The 17,752-nt window shown below is 73.0% G+C and carries 13 protein-coding genes and 1 pseudogene; 7 read left to right on the top strand and 7 right to left on the bottom strand.

Going from position 1 to position 17,752, the window contains the following annotated elements; genetic code table 11:
- Window positions 1-13 precede the first annotated feature (13 nt).
- Together panD and OG490_RS31760 are read right to left on the bottom strand one after the other, a co-directional pair.
- Window positions 14-433, bottom strand: a complete 420-nt coding sequence (gene panD / locus OG490_RS31765) for an aspartate 1-decarboxylase (protein ID WP_330299707.1) — start codon at window positions 431-433, stop codon at window positions 14-16.
- An 86-nt stretch (window positions 434-519) separates the two neighbouring features.
- On the bottom strand, window positions 520-1,569 hold the full coding sequence (locus OG490_RS31760; RefSeq protein WP_330299706.1) for a LacI family DNA-binding transcriptional regulator: 1,050 nt from the start codon (window positions 1,567-1,569) through the stop codon (window positions 520-522).
- Window positions 1,570-1,955: 386 nt separating this feature from the next.
- Between OG490_RS31760 and OG490_RS31755 the strand changes: the two genes are divergently transcribed.
- The 6 genes and pseudogenes from OG490_RS31755 to OG490_RS31730 all read left to right on the top strand — a co-directional run bounded on the left by OG490_RS31755 (window position 1,956) and on the right by OG490_RS31730 (window position 10,385).
- Window positions 1,956-3,887, top strand: coding sequence for a glycoside hydrolase family 35 protein (locus tag OG490_RS31755; protein WP_330299705.1), 1,932 nt, complete (start codon window positions 1,956-1,958; stop codon window positions 3,885-3,887).
- Between the two features lie 62 nt (window positions 3,888-3,949).
- Complete coding sequence (locus tag OG490_RS31750) at window positions 3,950-4,930, top strand: SIS domain-containing protein (RefSeq protein WP_330299704.1); 981 nt, start codon at window positions 3,950-3,952, stop codon at window positions 4,928-4,930.
- A gap of 84 nt (window positions 4,931-5,014) precedes the next feature.
- A pseudogene (locus tag OG490_RS31745) lies at window positions 5,015-5,476 on the top strand (class II fructose-bisphosphate aldolase); the annotation flags it as partial.
- A 166-nt stretch (window positions 5,477-5,642) separates the two neighbouring features.
- Entirely contained in the window at window positions 5,643-8,138 is a 2,496-nt protein-coding gene (locus OG490_RS31740) for an RICIN domain-containing protein (RefSeq protein WP_330299703.1), read from the top strand.
- 173 nt (window positions 8,139-8,311) lie between these two features.
- Window positions 8,312-9,520: a cytochrome P450 family protein gene (locus tag OG490_RS31735; RefSeq protein WP_330299702.1), complete on the top strand. Its 1,209-nt coding sequence runs from the start codon at window positions 8,312-8,314 to the stop codon at window positions 9,518-9,520.
- 85 nt (window positions 9,521-9,605) lie between these two features.
- Window positions 9,606-10,385 (top strand): crotonase/enoyl-CoA hydratase family protein, encoded by a 780-nt coding sequence (locus OG490_RS31730; protein WP_330299701.1) that lies wholly within the window; start codon window positions 9,606-9,608, stop codon window positions 10,383-10,385.
- A gap of 64 nt (window positions 10,386-10,449) precedes the next feature.
- Here the strand turns inward: OG490_RS31730 and OG490_RS31725 are convergent, their stop codons facing one another.
- The 4 genes from OG490_RS31725 to OG490_RS31710 all read right to left on the bottom strand — a co-directional run bounded on the left by OG490_RS31725 (window position 10,450) and on the right by OG490_RS31710 (window position 14,514).
- On the bottom strand, window positions 10,450-10,923 hold the full coding sequence (locus OG490_RS31725; protein ID WP_330299700.1) for a hypothetical protein: 474 nt from the start codon (window positions 10,921-10,923) through the stop codon (window positions 10,450-10,452).
- A gap of 10 nt (window positions 10,924-10,933) precedes the next feature.
- Window positions 10,934-11,926, bottom strand: a complete 993-nt coding sequence (locus OG490_RS31720) for an SCO0930 family lipoprotein (protein WP_330299699.1) — start codon at window positions 11,924-11,926, stop codon at window positions 10,934-10,936.
- A gap of 144 nt (window positions 11,927-12,070) precedes the next feature.
- Window positions 12,071-13,519, bottom strand: coding sequence for an NADH-ubiquinone oxidoreductase-F iron-sulfur binding region domain-containing protein (locus tag OG490_RS31715; protein ID WP_330299698.1), 1,449 nt, complete (start codon window positions 13,517-13,519; stop codon window positions 12,071-12,073).
- Window positions 13,516-14,514, bottom strand: coding sequence for a hypothetical protein (locus tag OG490_RS31710; protein ID WP_330299697.1), 999 nt, complete (start codon window positions 14,512-14,514; stop codon window positions 13,516-13,518). Before OG490_RS31710 ends, OG490_RS31715 begins: the two co-directional genes overlap by 4 nt.
- Before the next feature lie 463 nt (window positions 14,515-14,977).
- Here OG490_RS31710 and OG490_RS31705 point away from each other — a divergent pair, with 463 nt between their 5' ends.
- Window positions 14,978-16,222 carry a PucR family transcriptional regulator gene (locus tag OG490_RS31705; protein ID WP_330299696.1) on the top strand — a complete coding sequence of 415 codons (1,245 nt, stop codon included), beginning with the start codon at window positions 14,978-14,980 and terminating at the stop codon, window positions 16,220-16,222.
- 111 nt (window positions 16,223-16,333) lie between these two features.
- Here the strand turns inward: OG490_RS31705 and OG490_RS31700 are convergent, their stop codons facing one another.
- Window positions 16,334-17,725 carry a DUF1996 domain-containing protein gene (locus OG490_RS31700; protein WP_330301144.1) on the bottom strand — a complete coding sequence of 464 codons (1,392 nt, stop codon included), beginning with the start codon at window positions 17,723-17,725 and terminating at the stop codon, window positions 16,334-16,336.
- Window positions 17,726-17,752: the final 27 nt, after the last annotated feature.

The raw sequence follows: 17,752 nt of genomic DNA, 5'->3' as shown, positions 1-17,752 counted from the left end.
TCCCCGACTTCCCTCAGACAGCCACCGCGTGGGGGCTGCGCGCCTGATCCGTTCCCGGAACCGGTGCGGACGGATCCGCGCCCAGTTCGACGATGCGATTGTCCGCGTCCACGTGCACGACGCGCGGCTTCAACACCCGCGCCTCGGCGTCCTCCACCTGCGCGTAGCTGATGAGGATCACGAGATCGCCGGGGTGCACGAGATGCGCGGCGGCCCCGTTGATCCCGATCACCCCGGAGCCCCGCTCCCCCTCGATGACGTAGGTCTCGAGCCGGGCCCCATTGGTGATGTCCACGATGTGCACCAGTTCTCCGGGCAGCAGGTCCGCCGCGTCCAGGAGATCGGCGTCGATGGTCACGGACCCGACGTAGTGCAGGTCGGCCTGGGTGACGGTGGCCCGGTGGATCTTGGACTTGAACATGGTACGAAGCATGCGAATACTCCCGATATCTCTGCTCCCTGCCCGCTTCGCGCAGGTCAAGGGCGGTCTTCGGAGCCTACAACGATTCACTTGTCCGGTCAGCTGTCCCAGGACAAACGACCGGGGGCGGCCGCCGTGCTGGAACGGACGACCAGGCGCGGTTCGACCGAGCGCGGCTCGGGGACGGCGCCGGGGGCATCGATCTGGCGCAGCAGATGGGTCACCGCGAGGGCGCCCATGTGCTGGAAGGGCTGGGCGATGGTGGTGAGGGAGGGCGAGCAGTACTCGGCGAGCTCGATGTCGTCGAATCCGACGACGGAGATCTCGTCCGGGACGCGCCGCCCCACCTCGTGCAGGGCCCTGATCACCCCGAAGGCCATCTCGTCGCTCGCGACGAAGATGGCGGTGACGTCCGGGATCCGCGCGAGCACCAGGCCGTTGCGGTAGCCGGAGGCCGGCGACCAGTCCCCTTCCAGCGGCGGCGGGACGGCACGGCCCGCGCCTTCCAGGGCGGATCGCCAGCCTTCGCGGCGGTGGGCCGACTCGAGCCACTCCGCCGGGCCCGCGATGTGCCACACCGTGTCGTGTCCGAGGTCGAGCAGGTGCCGGGTCGCGATGCGGGCGGCTTGGACCTGGTCGATGGCGAGGACCTCGGTCGCGTCGGTGCGCGAGCCGTCGATGGTGACGGTCGGGGTGGACCGGGTGAGCTGCTCGATCCTGCTGCTGGTGTGGATGAGGGGGACCGAGAGGATGATCCCCTCGACACCCTGGTCGGCGAGCCGGGAGAGCGCGTTCTCGATGGCGGAGGTGTCCAGCGAGGCGGTGGTGGCGGCGCTGACGGCGTACCCGGCTTCGTGGGCGGCCTTCTCGATGCCCGAGGTGACGGCGGCCCTGGAGTAGAAGCTCGTCCGGAGGGTCACGACGCCGATGGTCCGGCTCCGGCCCGAAGAGAGCATCCGGGCGGCGTTGTTGCGGCGGTAGCCGAGCTGGTCGACCGCGGCCAGGACCTTCGCGCGCGTCTTCTCCTGCACGTTGGGGTGCCCGGCCAGCGCGCGCGAGACCGTCTGCGCGGACACGCCGGCCACTCGGGCGACGTCCAGCATGCCCGGGGGGCGCGCTCCGCCGCCGGTGTCACCGCTCTTCGCCATGGGATCCCTTTCTCCGGTCCGACCCCCTCGATGATATCGCTCACACAGCCGCTCACGTGCAGTTTCACCCGCTGGAACGCCGCCCGTTAACACCTATTGGCATCGATAACATTCTCTGCCATAGTTTCGGCCATCAGGACGCCTGGCGGACGACCCCGCCGGCATGCCCGCCGGACACGCGGCCCCCGTGCAGGACACCTTCACTGCCTGCAGCGGCACTCAGGAGGAGCTGTGAAGCCTAGTTTCATCCGTCCCGCGGGAGCGGCGGAGGCATCGATAACATCCCGGGGATGGGCTCCGGGTCGCGAGGCGCTTCCGATCGGGCACCTCCCGCTCCTCCCGCTCCAGCGCTTCCGGCGCGCGGGCATGGCCGCCGGAGCCGTCGAATGACCGCTCCCGCCCTCACCACCGAGTCCGTTTCCGCCCTCACCGCCGAGTCCGCCGGCACCACGCGGACCCCGCGCGCCGCCCGTGTCGCCCCCGCCCCGGTCGCCCCCGCCCCGGCAGCCCCTGCTCCGGTGGCCCCCGCTCTGGTCACGCAGCCCGTGCTGAGCTGGGCCGAGGGCGCCTTCCTGCGCCACGGGCGGCCCCACCGGATCCTGTCCGGGTCCCTGCACTACTTCCGCGTGCACCCGGAGCAGTGGGCCGACCGCCTCCGGCGGGTCGCCGCACTCGGCCTGAACACCGTGGACACCTACGTGCCGTGGAACTTCCACGAGCGCAGACGCGGTGACATCCGCTTCGACGGCTGGCGCGACCTGCCGCGGTTCCTGCGGACCGCCGAGGAGGCCGGCCTGGACGTCATCGTCCGCCCGGGCCCGTACATCTGCGCCGAATGGGACAACGGCGGTCTGCCCGCCTGGCTGACCGGACGGCCCGGCATGCGGCCCAGGAGCAGCCACCGCGAGTACCTCGACGAGGTCGGGCGCTGGTTCGACGTACTGATCCCGCTCATCGCCGACCACCAGGCGGCGCAGGACGGTCCGGTCGTGGCCGTGCAGATCGAGAACGAGTACGGCAGCTACGGCGACGACCACACCTACATGCGCTGGCTGCGCGACGCCCTGGCGGCGCGCGGAATCTCCGAGCTGCTGTTCACCGCGGACGGGCCCACGCCGCTGATGCTCGACGGCGGCAGCCTTCCCGGCGAACTGGCGGCCGCCACCTTCGGCTCGCGCCCCGACCAGGCCGCGGAGCTGCTGCGCTCGCGCCGTTCCGGCGAGCCCTTCCTCTGTGCCGAGTTCTGGAACGGCTGGTTCGACCACTGGGGCGAGAGCCACCACGTCCGGTCCTCCACGAGCGCCGCCGAGGACGTCGAGGGCATCCTGGCCCAAGACGGTTCGCTGAGCCTGTACATGGCCCACGGCGGCACCAACTTCGGTCTGTGGGCAGGCGCGAACCACGACGGCACGGCCCTCCAGCCGACCGTCACCAGCTACGACTCCGACGCCCCCGTGGCCGAACACGGCGCGCTCACGCCCAAGTTCCACGCGCTGCGCGAAAGGCTCGTCCCCCACAGCACCCGGCCCGTCCCCGAGCCGCCGGAGGACCCGCCCCTGCTGGAGCCCGCCACCCTCTCCGTGCACCGCGGATCCGCGCTGGTGGAGGCGCTGAGGTCGGTGTCCACGCCCGTGCACGCCGCCAACCCGCTGAGTTTCGAGGAACTCGGCCAGGCCTCAGGCCTCGTGCTCTACACCGCGCACCCGGTCGTCCCGCCCGGTCCCCACGAGGTGACGGTCACCGGCCTCCACGACCGCGCGCAGGTCTTCGTCGACGGCGCCCTCGTCACCGTCCTGGACCGGCCGACGGCTTCCTTCGGCGTCACCGGCACGGGCGCGGCGATCCGGCTCGAACTGCTGGTGGAGAACCAGGGACGCATCAACTACGGCCCGCTGCTCGGCCAGGGCAAGGGCATCCTGGGCGGAGTCCGCGTGGAGCGGCGGCTCGTCCACGGGTGGTCCATGCACCCGCTGCCGCTGGACGAGTGGACCGCCGAGGACCTCGCCCGCGCCGGTGCGGCCGCCGGGGCCGCCGACAGCCGGGGCATCGCCACCGCACGTCTGCACCTCGAGGAACCGGCCGACACCTTCCTGAGGCTGCCCGGCTTCGGCAAGGGGTTCGTCTGGGTCAACGACACCCTGCTCGGCCGCTATTGGGAGGTGGGCCCGCAGGCGACCCTGTACGTTCCCCGTCCGCTGCTGCGCACCGGGGACAACCTCCTGACGATCCTCGAACTCGACCGCTTCGGCCACCGCGTCGACCTCGTGGACGCGCCCGCCCTCGGGACCTGCGAGGAGTACGTGGAGACGTTCGACTGACCCTCCGGCGCCCTCCCGTGCCCCGTCCCGCACCCCAAAGACCGCGAAGGGATCCAGCACCGATGTCCACTCCCCCGGGCTCCGCGTACACCCCCCACTCCTCGCTCACCTCCCACACCTCACGCGAGATCGCCTCCCAACCGGAGTGCTGGCGCAGGGCGGCCGCCTCGGCCGGCGACCACCGAGGCCTCCTGCCGCGACCCGGTGAGCGCGTCGCCGTCATCGGCTGCGGAACGTCCTGGTTCATGGCCCTGGCCTACGCCGAACTGCGCGAGCGGGCCGGCCTGGGCGAGACGGACGCCTTCGCCGCCTCGCAGTTCCCCGTGGGCCGCCGCTACGACCGGATCCTGGCGCTGACCCGCTCGGGCACCACCACCGAGGTACTGGACCTGCTGGCCCGGCTGCACGGGCAGGCGGCGATCACCGCCGTCACCGCCGACGGGGGCACCCCGGTGGTCGATGTCGCCGACGGCATCGTCGAACTCGCCTACGCCGACGAGGAGTCAGTCGTACAGACCAGGTTCGCCACGACGGCACTCGCCCTTCTGCGGGCCCACCTGGAGAGCCAGGGCCCGCTGCCCCGGGGGGTGCGCACGATCGCGCGGGCCGCCTCGGACGCCGAGCGGGCCGTCGCCGAACCACTGCCCGAGGAGATGTGCGCGGCGGAGCAGATCACCTTCCTGGGCGACGGCTGGGCCTACGGCCTCGCGCTGGAGGCGGGGCTCAAGATGCGGGAGGCGGCCGGCGCCTGGACGGAGGCGTACCCGGCGATGGAGTACCGCCACGGACCCATCAGCATCGCGGGCCCCGGCCGCGGCACCTGGGTCTTCGGCCCGGCACCGTACGGCCTCGCCGCCGATGTCGCCCGTACCGGCGTCGCCTACCTCGCCGAATCCGGCGGTGCGGCGGGCGACCTGGACCCGCTGTCCGACCTCGTACGGGTTCAGCGTCTGGCCGTCCACTTCGCCGCCGCACGGGGCCTGGACCCGGACCGCCCCCGCGCCCTGAGCCGCTCCGTGGTGCTGGCCGGCGAGCATGGCTGAGCCTGCCGCCGGGGCCTGCGAACAGTTCCGTACCGCCGCCAGCGTGGAGACCAGCGCATGCCTCTGACCGCCACCGACGACATCATCGGCCGCGCCGCGCCGGCCCTGGCCGAGCAGGCGACGGTGCCGGTGGCCGTCCATCTGGACCACGCGGAGTCGCAGGAGCTGGTGCACGAGGCCGTCCGGCTCGGTTTCACCTCGGTGATGTTCGACGCCTCCAAGCTGCCGTACGGGCAGAACGTCGCGGCCACCCGCGACGCCGTACTGGACTTCGACCTGATCGCGCGCCTGCGCGACGCCACCGGCGTGCCCCTGGTCCTCCACGGTTCGTCGGGCGTCTCGGACGGGGACCTCGCCAAGGCCGTGGCGGCGGGGATGACGAAGGTCAACATCTCCACCCACCTCAACGGCATCTCCTCCGCGTCCGTCCGGCGGGAACTCCACCGCCTGCCCGGGGTCAGCGACTCCCGCAAGTACCTCGGCCCGGCCCGTGAGGAGGTCGCGGCCGAAGTCGCGCGCCTCCTGGGCGTCCTGGCGGGCGCCTGAGGGCCGGCTCCCCCCACACTGCTCCCGCGGCAGCGGGTCGTCCCGCCGGGCGAGGGAGCACCGGACTCGGGCCGCGTCACAGCGGCCCGGGCACAACCGCCGTCCCCAAGGACGACGGACCGTCAAAGGAGCCGCCCCGCAGGGCTCCACCGATCAGGGAGTACCCGTGATCGCTCCTCGCAGCAGACTGGTCCGCGCACTCGCCGCCGCCGCGCTGCTCATATCCGGCGGCAGCACGCTGCTGATGCCCACGGCATCCGCGGCGTCGGCCGCAGCCCCGGCCGCCCCCGCCTACACCGTCACCGTCGGTGCCAAGGGCTCCTGGACGAACCCCGACGACACCCCTGCCGGTCCCTATGTCGACAAGGACGGCACGTTCTACTTCCAGCAGGCCCACGCGCTCTACGGCGCCACCGACCCGCGCAAGTGGACGTTCTTCACCGGGACGAACCTCGACACGGCCACCCGGTCCGCCGCCATCAGCGACGCGGTCAACCCGGCCAACTCCAACGACCGCAACAACGACACCAGTTGGCGCTGCGACAACAGCCCGACCGGCCTCGAATCGACATCCGCCCCGGCCGGGTCGAGCTACGCGCACCGCAACTACTGCGACCTCGCCGGCGTCTGGGTCGACCCGGACACCGGCGACTGGTACGGGCTCGTGCACAACGAGTTCACCCCGCAGCCCTTCGGCGACGGCCTGCACTACGACGGCATCGACTACGCCGTCTCCAAGGACCAGGGCCGCACGTGGACCATCAAGGACCACGTCATCACCTCGCACTACAGCACCAAGCGCAACGACACGGCCGCCTTCCCGCAGCAGACCTTCGACTACGGCACCGGTGACCAGCGGCTGTTCGTCGACACGGCGTCCGGCTACTTCTACGCCTTCTACGGCTCCCGGATCGTGAACAAGGGCGGCAGCTGGGCCGCGTTCTACGGGCACGTCGCCCGCGCTCCGATCTCGGCGAAGCTGGCGCCCGGCTCCTGGCAGAAGTGGTACGGCGGCGCCTGGTCCGAGCCCGGCCTCGGCGGCCGCGAGAGCAACATGGTCCCCGTGGACTCCGCCAGCACGACCGGATACACCCCGCCGTCCAAGGAGTACGACCCGGCCAACAGCGGCTCCGCGAGCCAGCAGATCGCCGCCGGCCTGATGCCCGCGACGTCCCCGCTGTTCGTCATGGACATCACCTACAACGCCCACCTCGGCCTGTACATCGGCGAGCCCCAGGCGGTCGACCAGAGCGGCAAGGCCTCCCAGGAGATCTACGCCACTGCCGACCTGACCACCCAGAAGTGGTTCCGCCTCGGCGACACGGGCACCTACAAGAACGCCTCCTGGTACCGCTGGTTCCTCGACAGCGGCAACAAGACCAGTTCCACGATCGTGGGGAAGAACTTCCGCTCCTACTGCTCCTTCGGCTGCTCCGGCGGATCCAGCAGCGAGTACGTCAACCTCGCCATCGACACGACCGAGCCCGCCGCTCCGGTCGACACCTCCAAGGCCTACCGCATCAGCAGCGCCGACGGCCGGGTCCTGGCCCAGGTCTCCGGCAGCTCGGCCACCACCTCGGGCGCCGCCGCCACGGGCTCCGGCCTCGAGTCGTGGACCTTCGCCTCGAACGGCGACGGCTCGTACCGCATCACCAACTCCGCCAGCGGTCAGCTCCTGGGAGTGGGCGCCACCTCCACGGCCACCCGCGCCTGGGGCACCAAGCCCACCGTCACCGCGGCCGGAACCGGCGGCCCCACCGTCGGCCAGCAGTGGTTCGTCATCCGCGGCACCTCACCCTCGGACGGCACCTCCACCGGCACGTACAAGATCGTCAACCGGTACAGCGGCCTCGTCATCGGCCTCTCCGCGGACTCCACCCGGCCCTCCGAGACCACTCCCACCCGCAGCTGGACCAACACCACCGGCAACACGGTCGGCGGCACCCGCTCGGCCGCCGAGCAGACCCTGACGCTGACCCCGATCGCCCAGGCACCCGAGACGGTGACGGTCACCAACCCGGGCAACCAGACCGGCGCCCCGAACAAGGCCGTCTCCCTCCAGCTCACGGCGACCGACTCCGTCGGCAAGCCCCTGACCTTCACGGCGACCGGCCTGCCCGCCGGAGTGGGCATCAGCGCCGGCGGCCTGATCAGCGGCACCCCCACCACCGCCGGAACCACGACGGTGACGGTCACCGCCGCTTCCGGTACCGCCACGGGCACGGCCACCTTCACCTGGGCGGTCACGGCCTCCCTCAACGGAGTCCACACCCTGACCGCCGGGGGCAAGGCACTCGACAACCCCGGCCACAGCACCACCGCCGGCACCCAGCTCATCACCTGGACACCCAACGGCGGCGCCAACCAGAGCTGGGCCTTCACCCAGCAGGCCGACGGCACGTACCAGCTGAAGAACAGCGAGTCCGGCCTGTGCGCCGACGTGGACGGAGGCTCCACCAGCGCCGGCGCGAAGATCATCCAGTGGACCTGCGGCAACGGCGCCAACCAGCACTGGACCATCACGCGGCTGGCCAACGGCGCCCACACCGTCGCCTCCGCGTCGAGCGGACTGCTCCTGACCACCGCGTCCTCCGGCAACGGCGCACTGGTCACCCAGCAGCCCGACACCGGCGCCGCGCTCCAGCAGTGGACCATCGGCTGAGTCCACCGCGGCCTTGACCGGCCTGCCGGGGTCCCGGTCCCACCCGGGACCCCGGCAGGCCTCCCCGCGGCCACACCACCGACCCTGGAGGACCGGGCCGGTGCGAAGCCGCATCCCCGCGTGGGGGCCCTCGTTGGTGGGGTGTCTGTTGATCACACCTGCCCGGAGAATTCGTGCCCCCTGTTTCCACCCCCCGCCCGCCCGCCGACCTCCTGGCGGCCCGGGTCCGGGATCCCTACCCGTACTTCGCCTGGCTGCGCCGCCACGCTCCCGCCCACGTGGACCGCAGGCCGGGCCGGCCCGCCGTGTGGCAGGTCTCCCGGTACGAGGACGTCCGCGCCCTCCTCACCGACCCCCGGCTGAGCAAGGACCCGGACCGGGTACCCGGATACGTGCCGGGACCCGCGGGGCTCAACCGGCACCTGGTCCACGCCGACCCCCCGGACCACACCCGGTTGCGGACCCTGGTCAACTCGGCCTTCGTGCCCCGCCGGATCGCCCTGCTGGAACCTTTCATCGCCCAGGTCGCGCACCGTCTGCTGGACCGGATCGAGCAGGCCGTGCACATCGACCTGATCGCCGACTTCGCGGCTCCGCTGACGTTCCGGATGATCTGCGCGATCCTCGGCGTCCCCGCGCACCTGGACACCGCGGCGACCAGGGACACCCTCATGGCCACCATCGCCCCCGACCCGTCCGGGGATGCCGGCCGCGCCGAGCGGGACCTGCACGAACTGCTGGACGCCCTGATCGCCGGGAAGCGGTCGGGGGACGCGCCCGGCGGAGTGGACCTGCTGGGCGCCCTGGTCCGGGCCGGTGACGAGAGCGGCGCCATCAGCGAGGAGGAGCTGCGCTCCACCGCGTACCTCCTGCTGCTGGTCGGCCACGACACCACCATGAACCTGATCGGCAACGGCATGCTCGCCCTGCTGCACCACCCCGCCGAAGCCGCGCGCCTGGCCGCACCCGGTGCCGGTCCCGGGCTCCTGACCACCGCGGTCGAGGAGCTCCTGCGCTACGACTCCCCGGTGCGGGACGCCACGTTCCGGTGTGCGGGCGAATCGATCCGCCTGCACGGGCGGACCATCCGCGAGGGGGAGATCGTCAGCCTCCTGATCGGTTCCGCCAACCGCGACGGGGAACGCTTCGCGGACCCCGACCGCCTCGACCTGGGCCGGACCCCCAACGACCACCTCGCCTTCGGGTACGGGCCCCACTTCTGCATCGGCGCGGCCCTCGCCCGGCTCGAAGGCACCGTGGCCTTCCCCCTGTTGCTGGAGCGCCTCGGCCCGGTGCAGCTGGCCAAGCCCGCCGAGGAACTGCCCTGGCGCCCGGCCCGCGTCATGCGCGGACTCGCCGCGCTCCCCCTCGTCCGGCGATGACCGCTGCGCCGGCCTCCCCGCCGCTTGCCCCTTGCCTTGCCCCTGCCCATGCCCTTGCCCCTTGCCCCTTGCTCCGAAGGACGACATGAGCACGCACACCACCACGCAGCCGGTGGTGCTGACCTCGCGGCGCGACGGCGTCCTGGTCATCACCCTCAACAGGCCGCACGTCCGCAACGCCGTCGACAGGGCTCTGGCCGGGGCCGTCGACCGCGCGCTGACCCTCCTGGAGGACGACCCGGAACTCGATGTCGGCATCCTCACCGGCGCGGGCGGCCACTTCTGCTCCGGCATGGACCTCAAGGCCTTCCCCGACGAAGGAGTACCGAGGGTCGCGGACCGGGGACTCGCCGGGCTGACCCGCGCCCGCCGGTCGAAGCCGGTCATCGCCGCCGTCGAGGGGGCGGCGGTCGCGGGGGGCTTCGAACTCGTCCTCGCCTGCGACCTGATCACCGCGGCCGACACCGCCTTCTTCTCCCTTCCCGAGGTCGCCCGCGGGCTCGTCGCCTCCGAGGGCGGAGCCATCCGCCTGCCGGGCCGCCTTCCCCACCACCTGGCCATGGAAATGCTCCTGACCGCCTCCCCGCTCTCCGCTCCGGACGCGGCCCGGCACGGACTCGTCAACCGGCTCACCGGCGAAGGCGGAGCCCTGGACGCCGCGCTCGCCCTCGCCGGGCGGATCCGCGCCAACTCCCCGGAAGCCGTACGGATCAGCCGACGGGTCGTCGAGGCCACCCGCGGATGCGACGACCAGGCTGCCTTCTCCGTACAGGACCCGATCACCGCGCCCGTCTTCCGCACGGACTCGGCGGCCGAGGGCGCCCTCGCGTTCTGCGAGAAGCGGCCCCCGGCCTGGACGCCCTGACACGGCACCGGCGGTGCCCCATGGCACCGCCGGTGAAGGGACGGCCCAGGCCGGAAGAGACGGCCTACATGGGATGGCCCGCGCCATGGGACTCGGACGGATCGTGCGGGGCGTGGGCGGAGCCCGATTCCAGGGTGCCGCCCAGGTGGTCGTGGAGGGGGGTCAGGGCCTCCGGGGTGGCGGCGGTGACGACCCAGAGGTCGCCGACCAGGTAGGTGCCCCCGTAGGCGCGGGATTCGGCGAGCCAGGTCTCGCGGCCGGAGCCGGTGCTGAAGGTGGCCATGCGGTAGGCCTGCGGGCCCACCTCGCAGGCGCCTTCGCGCAGTTCCTCCGCATCGACGGTGATCTCGGCCCGGCAGCCCAGGGCTTCGGCGATCGGGTCCAGCGGGGCGGGGGCCGGGCCCGCGACCCGGGCCGGGGCCGGGGCCGGGGCGGAGGGCCCCGATCCGCCGCAGCCCGCGCAGAGCAGGGAGGCCAGCAGGACGACGGCGCAGGGCAGTACGTGGCGGGCGCCGATGTGGGGCGGGTCGGGCAGCACGGCGGCCTCCTCAGGAAGCCGCCGTGATCTTCTTGCCCGCGTCGTCGACCGCGAACCAGAGCCCCTGCTTGCCCTGGCCGTTGGTCTGGCCGGGCGCGGTATCGCCCGTGAACAGGTAGACGGGCCAGCAGTCGATCGTCAATTGCTGTGTCCCGTCCGGGCGTTTGACGGATCCGACAAGTCCGGCAGGGATGTCGGACACCTTCTCCTTGTCCACGGGCGCGGCGGGTTTCCAGGTGTTCAGGCAGGCGTCGAGGCAGCCGAATTTCATCGGCCAGGCGCTGTCCTTGTTGAACCGGTAAAGGGTGCGTCCCTGGGAATCGACCAGCAGCTTTCCGAGTTTCGCGTCGGCGGTCACGGAGAGGTCGGACCCCTTCTTCTCCGGCGCCTTCTTTTCCGGTGCCTTGTTGTCGACGGCCTTCTTGCCGTTCGGGGCCAGTGCGTGCCAAGTGCCGCCCACCCCTTCGCCCTTCGCGTCCCCCGCCTGGGTGTCCTTCGCGTACCGGTACACGGGCCAGCCGGCGAGCGTGAGCTGCCGGATGCCGTCGGGCCGTTCGACCGCGCCGAGGAGGCTCACGTCGATGCCCGCGGCGGCCTTCGCGTCTTCCGCCGGGACGGGCGGCCAGGTCGTGGCGCAGGCTCCCTCGCAGGCCGAACGGGACGGCTCGGCCGTGTCCTTGTCGAAGCGGTAGAGGGTCGCTCCGGCCCCGTCGGTGACCACGCCGCTGATGCCCGCGACCTCCCGGACCGCCAGCTCGCCCGCCTGGGCCGAGGTGGCCGGAGCCGAGGCGGCCGGGGCGGCCGCGGCCGCCGGGTCGGCGCCGGAGCCGGAGCCGGAGCCGTATCCGCTCCCGTAGCCGTCGCCGATGGCCTTGTCCGCCGCGGCCGGCCGTACGGAATCCACGGTGCGCAGGGATCCCCCGCCGCTTCCGCATCCCGCCGTCAGCATGAGTACCGCCACCATCGATCCCGTCGCGGTGGCCACATGAAGCCTGTTGCCCATGATCTCTCCTCAGGATTTCGTCCGGCGTGTTTTTCCCACGGCCATTCATAGGGCCACTTGGGCCGCACCCATTCGAAATTCGGGGAATTTATCAGATCGCGCCAAAGGGTGAACTCGACCCGCCCGCGGCCGTGCACCGCCCGTTCATTCCTGAATGCGCAGCGCGAGGGCCGGGCAGCGACGCACCGCGCGCAGCGCTTTGGGACGCAGGCGTCCGGGGACCGGCATGACCCCCTGGGCGGGGTAGCCGTCGGCGTCCAGTCGGACCACGTCGGGCAGCAGGTCCACGCACAGTCCGTGGCCCTTGCACAACGTCCAGTCCACGACGAGGCGTTCGGGGTTCTCGTCGGCCGGCAGCGGCAGCGCTCCGAGCACGGGGCGCCCGCAGCCGCTGCCCAGCGCGTGGTCGCGGAACTCGTCGGGGAAGACGGCCAGCGCCGAGGCCACGAAGGCGGACGTACCGTCCGGGTGGGCGCACGCGCCGCGGCCCAGTACCCCACGCATCCGCGCCTGTACCGCGTCGAGGGCCGCTCCGCCCCCGCCGCCCACGAGTTGTTCCACCGCGTCGGCGAGCGAGGGGAGTCCTCGGACGCACGGGCCGCACTGGCCCGCCGATTCCTCCGCCATCCAGCGGGTGACCCGGGCCACCTCGCCGGCCGGACAGGTGCCCTCGGGCAGCGGCAGTACCGCGCCGGCCCCCAGTACGGCGTCGTACGCGGCCAGGGACCGCCGGGACAGGGCGGCCTCCCGCGCGGCCGCCGGGGCCAGCCAGCGGCCGTGGTAGCCGCCGACGAGGACGCCCTGGCCGGGGACGGTTCCGCACAGGTCCAGGACGTACGCCAGCGAGGTTCCGAGCGGTACCTCGACGACGGTCGAGCCGGCGACGGTGAGCAGGGTGGTTCCGGGTTCCGCGGGCAGGCCTGCCGTGCGGTATTCCTGGGCGCCGATCCGTGCGGCTACGGCGAGGTGTGCGTAGGTCTCGGCGTTGGACAGCAGGGTGGGGAGGCCGCCGAGCCCCCGTTCGCTGGTGCGCACCTTCTGTCCGGACGGCAGGGCGGGCCCGCCGTCGAGCCCCTTGACCAGGGCGGTCCCCTCGCCGGTGACGAAGCGTTCGGGCAGTCGGACGACGCGGACCCGGCGGCCGACGGGACCGCGTTCGGCCACGGCCGCGCCGAGGGACTGTTCCACGTCCTCCCGGGTCACGCCGACGACCACGTCCTCGGCTCCGAGGGCCGCGGCGGCCAGCAGGGCCCCGTCGAGCACCAGGTGCGGTACGTGCAGCAGCAGGGCGGCGTCCTTGAGGCAACTCGGTTCCCCCTCGGAGGCGTTGACCACGACGGCGGTGCGTCCTTCGCGTCCGCGCGCGGACCGCATGACGGCCCGGAGCTTGCGGGCGAACGGGAAGCCCGCTCCTCCGCGCCCGCCCAGGCCGATGTCCTCGGCGAGCGCGACGAGGCCGTCCGGCGGGTAGGGGGGCAGTGCGCCGTGCACGCTCAGGTGGCCGACGCGGTCGAGCCGGTCCGCGGCGTCGAGTCCGGCGAGCAGCCTGGGCTGTCCTACGCAGCCGAGTACGGGGCGTGTCACCGGGCTCATCGCCGCCCCCGCACGCCGTCGACCGGTTCACCGGGGCGGTCGGGGGCGGGGCCGGGGCGTCGCGGTCCGGGCCCGCCGGAGACGAACACCTTGGGGCGCGACTGCCGGGACAGGCGCGCGGTCAGCAGCTCCGCGGCCCATTCCGCGGGCTTGCGCACGAACGGCACGGGGCCCCGCGCCGGAGCCTGCCCCGGCACCCGGGGCGCACCGGGCGCCGGGGCGGGCGGTCGGACGGGCGACGCGCGTAGCTGCGTACGGGACTGGGTACGCAGCTTCGTGCGCAGGCGGATCACCAGGACCCCCGCGACGGCGACCAGGCACAGGGCGTACGCGGCCGTCACCCAACCGCTGGCGGGGCGGCCGGACTTGAGCCCGTGGACGAGCGAGGCGCCCCAGGCCGGGTAGGCGCCCACGTGCAGGGCCCGCCACCACAGCGAGCGGCCCCGGGTGGCGAAGGCGCTGCGGACGGCTCCGGAGACGGCCACCGCCACGAAGAGGTATCCGGCCAGGGTGCCGAGGCCGATGAGCAGCGGCCGGTTCCCGTCCGCGAAGGGCAGGACCACGGCCGCGGCGTCGGCCCGGGACCGGGCGACCTTGATCCATACGTGCAGGCCGAGGAAGGCGAGTCCGGCGACGGCGAGGCCGCGGTGCGCGCCTTGGGCCGCCAGGCGGTGGGCGGAGGCGAGGAGTTTGCGGTCGGTGGCCGCCAGTCCCCACAGGACGGCGCCGGTGAGCGAGACGAGCGAGAGGACTCCCGCCCCGTAGTCGAGGAAGTCCCACAGGTGGGTCAGGGCTCCCGCGCGCGCGGACACGACCAGCGCGGACAGGGCGGCCAGGGCGGCGGCGCCCAGGGCGGCGGGGTGCGACCCCCCGGGGGCGGACAGCAGGGGCGGCCGCCGGACCGCCCGGCGGCCGGTGGCCGATGCCGCGCCCGGTTGGCGTCTGGCGCGGCGGGCCCGGTGCGAGCGTGGTGTTCGAGTCTGGAGCAGGGGCATGTGGTCTCCCAAACGGGGCCCGAGCACTTCCGCCGCACGCTCGGCGCCCGGGGTGGACGTCGCAACCGCTCCTCGGCGGACGGGAGATGGGCGCTTCGCCCACCGGGCCGGCCGGGAGCGGGGGCCGGAGTGCAGAAGCATCCTGGAGCTTCGCAAGGTCTCCACGGGATTTATCGAAACGTGATAATTTCTGGCCCTCGCACAGCCATCGCATCGAACATCCCCGGAAGATTCCCTTCCAGTGGTGCGGTTGCGACGGGGTTGACGCCTGGTTCGCCGCCGCACCTCCCCGACGGCGCTTGGGCCGAGGCCGCGGGACTGCAAGCGGTTGGCATGGTCCTGGAGGGAGTACGGGGCGCTCGACTCCCCCGCCGGCATGGCGTCGGCGGGGCGGGAAGGAGACCCCGGCAGGTTTGCCACCCTCCCACGGGGCACGCCACACCCCGGCTTGAACGAGGTAACAATGTGCGAACTTCTGAACCGCATCTGGTCCCGACCACGGGGCGAGTGGACCCGGGTCCTGCGCAGGGAACTGCCCACGCTGGCCGCGGGGATGGTGGAGGAGCTGCGGGAGACCCTCCCGGGATTCTCGGCGCTCGTCGACGACGTCGACGACGAACTGGTCAGACAGCGGCTGGAGGCGGCCCTGCTCACCGCCCTCGGTTACCGCGAGGCCTCCGCGGAGGAGCCGGGTGACCGGCACCCTGCGGACCACGGACATCCGGACCAGGGGCATCCGGACCCGGAGCAAGGGGGCCGACAGGAGGGGGACCTGGTACGGGAGCGGTCCGCGCGCAGGCGCGGCCGCGGCCCGGACACCGGGGCCGCCGCCGCTCCGGCCCCCGAGCCCTGCCCCTCCGTGCCGTTGCCGCCCTTGAAGGCCGTGCCCTCGCAGCGGACGGGCTCGGTCCGCGAACTGGCCCGGCGGGAGCTGTTCACCGTGCTCACGGGTGACATGCCCCTGTCGGATCTGGCGCTCGCCGACCTGGCGAGCGCGGCCGGCTGGCCGCTCCCCGCGGCCGTACGGGCCGTCGTGCCCGCCTCTCCCGGCGAGACCCAGCAGCTCGCCGCCCTCCTCGACGACTGCCTCGGCGGCATGGCCGGCGGGCAGCCCTGCCTGCTCGTCCCGACCGAGGACCCGGAGGCGCGCACCGCGCTGGACTGCGCGCTGCGCGGCCGGTTCGCCGCCGTGGGCCACCCCGTCGCACCCCGCGACAGCGCCTCCTCCCTGCGCTGGGCGGTACGGCTGCTGTCGCTGACCCCGACGCGGGCCGGTCTGGACGTCCGGGCCGTCTACGTGGACGACCACCTCTCCACCCTGCTGCTGCTCCAGGACGAGCCGCTGGCACACGCTCTCGCCGCACGCTGGCTGCGACCGCTGGCGGAACTGACCCCGCGCCAGAGCGAGCGCCTCGAAGTGACCCTGCTGGCCTGGCTGGAGGGCGGCGGAGCGCCCGAGGCGGCCAAGGCGCTGAGCGTTCACCCCCAGACGGTCCGGTACCGCATGCGCCAGCTGGAGAAGCTCTTCGGTCCCGGCCTGCGGGACCCGCGCACCCGTTTCGAACTGGAGCTGGCCCTGCGCAGCCGCCGTCTGATGGCCCAGGTGCGGCTGCGGCCCTCCCGCGGCAGCCGCCGGGCCCGGGTGGTCACCGCGGACTTCCGGCCGCCGCTGGGCGCCGGGCGCATCGCCCGCGTCAACGGCCTCTGACCCCGACCCCGACCCGCACAAGGCGGTGCCGGTCCGAAGCGGGCTTCGGACCGGCACCTTTTTTCCCGGGGCGGCCGGGGGCCTGGGGGAGGCGGACCGCCCCGGGGGCTCCTACCGGCAGGCACGCCCGCCGTTGATGCAGCGCACCGCGTTGGCCATCAGGGCGTCCGACATCACGTTGATGAAGTCCCCGTGGTCGGTCACCGGCTTGTGCAGCTGCTCGGGGAAGCTGTCCACGGCGAAGCGCGCGCCCGGGGGGACCGCGTAGACGATGCGCTGCACCAGCTGCGGGATCGCCTTGAAGCCCGACCCGCAGGAGCCGTCGGCGGCCGCGAAGGCCACGTGGGTGCGGTGGTTGGCGCTGTCGATGTTCTTGCCGTCCCAGCAGCTCTGGAAGGTGAACGTGCGCACCACGTCGCTGCCCTTGGGACAGATCGGGTACTTGTCCTTCAGCTGCCGGTCCTCGAAGCCGGTGCAGCTCCACGAGGCGTTGGCGTTGGCGGGGCCGTTGGTGAAGGCCTTCGCGTCACCGGTGATGATCCGCAGGAAGCGGGGCATGGCGGTGACCCGGGAGGCGGGGCTCCCCTTGAAGTCGGTCGTCACCTGCTTGGGCCGCAGGATCGTGCCCACGTTGGCGTCCTGACCGCCGCCGGGGGCGGCCGCGTCCTGTTCCGCCTTGCCGTCGCGCAGCCGCAGCACGGGCCAGTAGTACGTGGACTGGTCGCCGTTGGTGCACGTGGTCCCGGAAGCGGCCAGGCTCTTGTTGGTGGAGAAAGCGTCCGTGGTCTTGTTGCCGACGTAATCGTGCATGTGGTGGGCGCCGTTGCCCACCCCGGGGGCGACGATCACGTTGTCGGGGTTGAGGTGCCGGTTCTCGTTGCGGCCGCACTGGACGGCGAACGATCCCGTGGAGGCGGTGGATTTGGGCTTCGGGGCGCGCACGTTCGGCTTGACGGAGCCGATGGCGACGAAGTCGCCGCGCGCCGGACCGCCCTTCGCCGGGGCTCCCGAGCCCGAGCGGGCCGCCGGGCCCGCGAGCGCGTTCGTACCGTCCAGGCCCTCGTCGTCGTTGCCGGTCGGCGCCTCCCGCATCGCGCAGGCGCTCAGTTGCGCCAGCCCGTCGGGGCGGGCGGTGGTGCGTCCGATGGCGTCGGACATCCGGCCGATCGCGGCGTCCCGCTGGCCCTTCAGCTCTCCGAGCAGCGCCCCGCCCTGCGCCTTGCCGGTGGCGAGCCGCTGGTAGGCGTCGGCGATCTGGGTGTCGAGCCCCGCGAGCTCCCGGTCCACCTCGGGCCGGGCCTGATCGGGCACCTCGCTCAGCTGCTCGCCCACGTCGGGGCAGTCGATGGTGGCCGTGACCGGCGCCGGGCGCCGCTTGTCCTGGCCGGCGGAGGCGCCTTGGGCGGCGATCACCACCGCGCCGCCGCCCAGGGCGAGGGCGCTGACGAGGGCGAGGGCCTTGTACGAGGGCCGCAGGCGGCGTTTGTGTCCGGTGCGGTTCATTCGGTTCATCGGCTTCATGCGATCACT

Origin of the sequence: Streptomyces sp. NBC_00503 (assembly GCF_036346895.1) — a bacterium.
Lineage (GTDB): Bacteria > Actinomycetota > Actinomycetes > Streptomycetales > Streptomycetaceae > Streptomyces.
Note: the sequence above shows the minus strand (reverse complement) of the source record. Positions and strands in the feature narration are given on the sequence as shown.

Bases quoted from the DNA above. Each gene is read 5' to 3' on its own strand.
- panD (WP_330299707.1), bottom strand. From the start codon at position 433: ATGCTTCGTACCATGTTCAAGTCCAAGATCCACCGGGCCACCGTCACC.
- OG490_RS31760 (WP_330299706.1), bottom strand. From the start codon at position 1,569: ATGGCGAAGAGCGGTGACACCGGCGGCGGAGCGCGCCCCCCGGGCATG.
- OG490_RS31755 (WP_330299705.1), top strand. From the start codon at position 1,956: ATGACCGCTCCCGCCCTCACCACCGAGTCCGTTTCCGCCCTCACCGCC.
- OG490_RS31750 (WP_330299704.1), top strand. From the start codon at position 3,950: ATGTCCACTCCCCCGGGCTCCGCGTACACCCCCCACTCCTCGCTCACC.
- OG490_RS31730 (WP_330299701.1), top strand. From the start codon at position 9,606: ATGAGCACGCACACCACCACGCAGCCGGTGGTGCTGACCTCGCGGCGC.
- OG490_RS31720 (WP_330299699.1), bottom strand. From the start codon at position 11,926: ATGGGCAACAGGCTTCATGTGGCCACCGCGACGGGATCGATGGTGGCG.
- OG490_RS31715 (WP_330299698.1), bottom strand. From the start codon at position 13,519: ATGAGCCCGGTGACACGCCCCGTACTCGGCTGCGTAGGACAGCCCAGG.
- OG490_RS31710 (WP_330299697.1), bottom strand. From the start codon at position 14,514: ATGCCCCTGCTCCAGACTCGAACACCACGCTCGCACCGGGCCCGCCGC.
- OG490_RS31705 (WP_330299696.1), top strand. From the start codon at position 14,978: ATGTGCGAACTTCTGAACCGCATCTGGTCCCGACCACGGGGCGAGTGG.
- OG490_RS31700 (WP_330301144.1), bottom strand. From the start codon at position 17,725: ATGAACCGCACCGGACACAAACGCCGCCTGCGGCCCTCGTACAAGGCC.